Source organism: uncultured Rikenella sp. (genome assembly GCF_910579375.1).
In the GTDB taxonomy this organism is placed as follows: Bacteria; Bacteroidota; Bacteroidia; order Bacteroidales; family Rikenellaceae; genus Rikenella.
In genome coordinates this window covers 1-4,379 of the sequence record NZ_CAJTUJ010000152.1, presented here as the reverse complement: position 1 = coordinate 4,379, position 4,379 = coordinate 1, and the positions used below count along the sequence as shown (strand labels likewise).

The 4,379-nt window shown below is 61.5% G+C and carries 4 protein-coding genes; 2 read left to right on the top strand and 2 right to left on the bottom strand.

Annotated elements, in window-relative coordinates:
* Positions 1 to 619 precede the first annotated feature (619 nt).
* Positions 620 to 847, bottom strand: coding sequence for a hypothetical protein (locus QZ302_RS08885; protein ID WP_294594588.1), 228 nt, complete (start codon positions 845 to 847; stop codon positions 620 to 622).
* A 9-nt stretch (positions 848 to 856) separates the two neighbouring features.
* Here QZ302_RS08885 and QZ302_RS08880 point away from each other — a divergent pair, with 9 nt between their 5' ends.
* Positions 857 to 1,810: an NAD(P)-dependent oxidoreductase gene (locus QZ302_RS08880; protein ID WP_294594586.1), complete on the top strand. Its 954-nt coding sequence runs from the start codon at positions 857 to 859 to the stop codon at positions 1,808 to 1,810.
* Between the two features lie 88 nt (positions 1,811 to 1,898).
* Here QZ302_RS08880 and ychF read toward each other — a convergent pair whose 3' ends face one another.
* Positions 1,899 to 3,002, bottom strand: a complete 1,104-nt coding sequence (ychF, locus tag QZ302_RS08875) for a redox-regulated ATPase YchF (RefSeq protein ID WP_294594584.1) — start codon at positions 3,000 to 3,002, stop codon at positions 1,899 to 1,901.
* An 85-nt stretch (positions 3,003 to 3,087) separates the two neighbouring features.
* Here ychF and metX point away from each other — a divergent pair, with 85 nt between their 5' ends.
* Positions 3,088 to 4,119 (top strand): homoserine O-acetyltransferase, encoded by a 1,032-nt coding sequence (gene metX, locus QZ302_RS08870; protein ID WP_294594581.1) that lies wholly within the window; start codon positions 3,088 to 3,090, stop codon positions 4,117 to 4,119.
* Positions 4,120 to 4,379: the final 260 nt, after the last annotated feature.

The following is a 4,379-nucleotide window of genomic DNA, read 5'->3' as shown; positions in this document are numbered from 1 at the left end:
GGGTAGAGAATAGAGTAGAGGCGGCCTTGGGGTAGAGGCTGCCCATTCCGAGTGCCGGAAGGCACCGCCCGCCCGGCGTAAGGGCAGTACCCTCCCGTAGGACAAGCGCGCCCCGTCTAAAGGAGCGATTCAACTATTTCGGCGTGAGCCGAATATAGATGAATCGCGCAGGCGCGCGAAAAATGCGGCGGAGCGAAAGCGGAGCCGCAGTGAGGCGCACACGGGGCGGAGAATTGGGCTGTGCTTTGGGCTGTGACTGTTCTTCGGGCGGGAAAACCGGTTACGGTTTTCCCGCCGCGCCAGGCCGAGCCTGGGGCTGTGGGGTGGGCTTTGCTTTGGGTTGAACTGTTGGCTGAGCTTCTGCGGCTCGTAGAGCCGCGCAGTTCGCCGCCACCCCACGCGGCGGACTGCAACTCGACGGAGCTCGTTGCACTCTCCGCTGGCGGCGACTGCCAACAGGGCGCGGACGAGTGGGCGTTGTATGTGCGACCCTTTGGGTCGCGCGGGCCGAAGCCACCCCCGGCGTAGGGCTGCCACTTCGCGATGCTCGTTCGGCCCACGCTGGCTCCGGCTCACTTTAGGCTGAGATTACCCCTTGCCCCCCGCGAGCCCGCGGCGTTTATTCCGAGAGGCAACGCAACTGAAAACCGATGGCACGATAGTGCGCGCCGCTGGGGTGGAGACCTTGCGTGGAGAAGTCCAAACACCGTACCGTGAAGTCACCCGTTACCGGCGTACACGACCAACTGAACCCATAGTTGCCGACGCTCCTTGTTATACCCTCATAGCCCGCGCGACCGAAGTCGCGGAAGCCCGGGGCGGGTCTGCCGAAGAAAAAACAAACCATTCTCGAACCATGAAAAAGACCATATTGATTACCCACCGCCTGCCGCGCGAACACTTTGCCGAGCTGGAGGCGCAGTTCGAAGTGCTCATCCCGTGCGAAGAACGATTTTCAAAAGAAGAGTTCCAGCGGCTTCTGCCCCGGATCGACGGCATGATCGCCTCCACCGCACTGCGAGTCACCGACGAGATGATGGCCCTTGCGCCCCGGTTGAAAATCATCGCCAGCTACGGCGTCGGGTACGACAATATCGACCTCGCCGCCGCCCAACGGCGCGGCATCGTCGTGACCAACAACCCCACGCCCGTGCTCGAACCCACCGCCGAACACGCCTACGCCCTGATGCTCGCCGTGGCTCACCGGATACCCGAATGCGACCGCGACCTGCGCCGCGGCGAGGCGAAATGGGGCATTATGGATAATCTCGGAACCTCGCTCTACGGCAAAACGCTCGGGATCGTGGGGATGGGACGGATCGGCAAAGCCTTGCGACGGTATGCCGCCGCTTCGCGCATGCGGGTGCTCTACTACAACCGTCGGTCGTTGCCCGCGGAGGAAGAGCGTGCGCTGGAGGTCGAATACGCTGACTTCGACACCTTGTTGCGCGAATCCGATATCGTGTCGGTGCACACCCCGCTGACCGACGAGTCGCGCCACCTGTTCGGCCCCGAGCAGTTTCGGAGGATGAAACCGACCGCCCTGCTGGTGAACACCGCTCGCGGCGCTGTGGTAGATAACGCGGCGCTGGCCGAAGCGCTCCGCAGCGGCGAGATCGCCGGAGCCGCGCTGGACGTCTTCGAAAACGAACCCCGCGTGTTGCCCGAGCTGCTGACGCTGGACAACGTGGTGCTCACGCCTCACACCGGCACCAATACCGTCGAGACCCGCGAGCAGATGAGCGCCCATGCCGCGCGGAACGTGATGCGTTTCTTCGCCGGCGATCCCGAGATCGACCGGGTCGTCTGACGTCGGCTGGGGAGGCGGAATAAAAAAGGCAGGCCGTGAGGCCTGCCTAAATCGTTTCGAACCGCTCGCCGAGGCGATTCGTCCCGGCTCAGACGTTGAACAGGAAGTGCATGATATCTCCGTCCTGCACCACATACTCCTTGCCCTCGATCCCGATCTTGCCCGCCTCGCGGCACGCCTTTTCGGAGCCTAACGCCACATAGTCCGCGAACTTGATCACCTCGGCCCGGATAAAACCCCGCTCGAAGTCGGTGTGGATAATCCCCGCTGCCTGAGGCGCCTTCGTGCCCCGAGCATACGTCCACGCCCGCGTCTCGTCCGGCCCCGTGGTGAAGTAGGTTTCGAGATTCAGCAGCGCATACGCCGCCCGGATCAGGCGCGAAACCCCCGACTCTTCGAGCCCCAAGTCTGCGAGGAACATCTGTCGCTCCTCGTAGCTCTCTAATTCTGCGATGTCCGCCTCCGTCGCCGCCGCCACGATCAGCATCTGTGCCCCCTCCGCTTGAATGGCCTCCGCCACGGCGCGCGTATGGTCATTCCCGGTAGCTGCCGAAGCCTCGTCCACGTTGCAGAGGTAGAGTACCGGCTTGTTGGTCAGCAGGCATAAATCCGCCGCTAATTTTTCATCCTCTTTGTTATCCAACACCACCGTCCGTGCCGAAAGTCCCTGTTCCAGCGCCTCCTTGTAGCGTATCAGAATTTCGTAGAGCCGTTTGGCCGCCTTGTCGCCGCCGCTCTGCGCCTGTTTCTGCACCTTGCCGAGCCGGTTTTCGACCGTTTCGAGGTCTTTCAGTTGCAGCTCGGTGTCGATGATCTCCTTGTCGCGCACCGGGTCGACCGAGCCGTCCACGTGGGTGATATTCCCGTTCTCGAAACACCGCAGAACGTGGATAATGGCGTCCGTCTCGCGAATATTGGCGAGGAACTTGTTCCCCAGCCCTTCGCCTTTCGAGGCCCCTTTGACCAGTCCGGCGATGTCTACGATCTCGATGGTGGTCGGCACGACGCGTTTCGGGTTGTCGATCTCCACCAGTTTCGTCAGCCGGTCGTCCGGTACGGTGATCACCCCGACGTTCGGTTCGATGGTGCAGAACGGAAAGTTGGCCGCCTGGGCCTTGGCGTTCGACAGACAGTTGAAAAGGGTCGATTTCCCGACGTTCGGCAAACCCACGATGCCGCATTGAAGAGCCATGTTATTCGCTGTTTTAGAGGCCCCAAAGATACTGAAAATTCCCTATCTTTGGGCCTCTTCGGATTCCAAAAACGGACTGACCTTTATGCACTACGCCGAATATGCCGGCCGCGCGCCGCAGTTTTTCACGATCGATCGCCCTTTTCCGCTCGAAGCGGGCGGCGAGCTGCCCTCCGTGACGCTCGCTTATCACACTTATGGCACGTTGAATGCGGCGGGCGACAATGTCATCTGGGTGTGTCATGCGTTGACGGCCAACTCGGATGTGGCGGAGTGGTGGCCGGGGACGGTGGTCGAGGGGGGACTGCTCGATCCGACGCGTTATTTTATCGTCTGTGCCAATAAGTTGGGCTCTCCTTACGGTTCGACTTCGCCCATTTCGACGAATCCGGCGACGGGCGAGCCGTGGTACCTCGATTTTCCGCAGATCACGATGCGGGATATGGTACGGGCTTACGGGGAGCTCCGCAGGGCGTTGGGAATTCGGCGTGTCAGGATGCTGATCGGGGGGTCGACGGGGGGATGTCAGGCGATGGAGTGGGCGATCGCCGAGCCTGAATTGTTCGACACGCTGGCGCTGACGGTGACGCTGCCGCGGACGACGCCGTGGATCGTGGCGGACAGCGAGGCGCAGCGGCTGGCGATCGAGGCCGATCCGACGTTTCTCGAACGGCGGATCGACGGTGGGGCGGCGGGGTTGGCGGCGGCTCGGGCGATGTCGATGCTGATCTATCGCAATTCGACGGCTTTCAATCGCACGCAGCACGATCCGGAGACGGACAAACTGGGGGATTTCCGGGCGTCGAGCTACCAGCGTTATCAGGGCGAGAAGCTGTGCCGGCGGTTCAATGCGCATTGTTATTATCGGCTGTTGCAGGCGCTCGATTCGCACGACGTGGGGCGTGGCCGGGGCGGAGTGGAGGCAGCGTTGGGGGGGATTGCTGCAAAGACGGTCGTTTTGTCGGTCGATACGGATATGATGTTTACGGAGCCGGAGGTGCGGGAGATGGCGGGGTTGATCGGGGCGGATTACTATACGCTCCATTCGGATTTCGGCCACGACGGCTTCCTGATCGAGACGCCGCAGTTGACGCGTATCTTAAAGGAGTATCTGTGAGGCTACCGCGTTGGTTAAGGCCGCCGACAGCTGGAGGATGCGTCAGCATCCGTCTGAAGTTTTTTCGGTTCCTTTTGTTCACAAAAGGAACAGTCCCCTCAAACCAATCGCGCGCCTTGCCTTAAGAGGGAAATCGTCAAAATGCGCTTGCGTGTTTTGACAAGATTTCCCAAGGCGCGCGAACGAAGAATAGGGTAGAGGCTGCCAATAAAACACCCGAAGGGTGCGCCCGTGCGGCCCGAGCGCAGTACCCTCCTGTT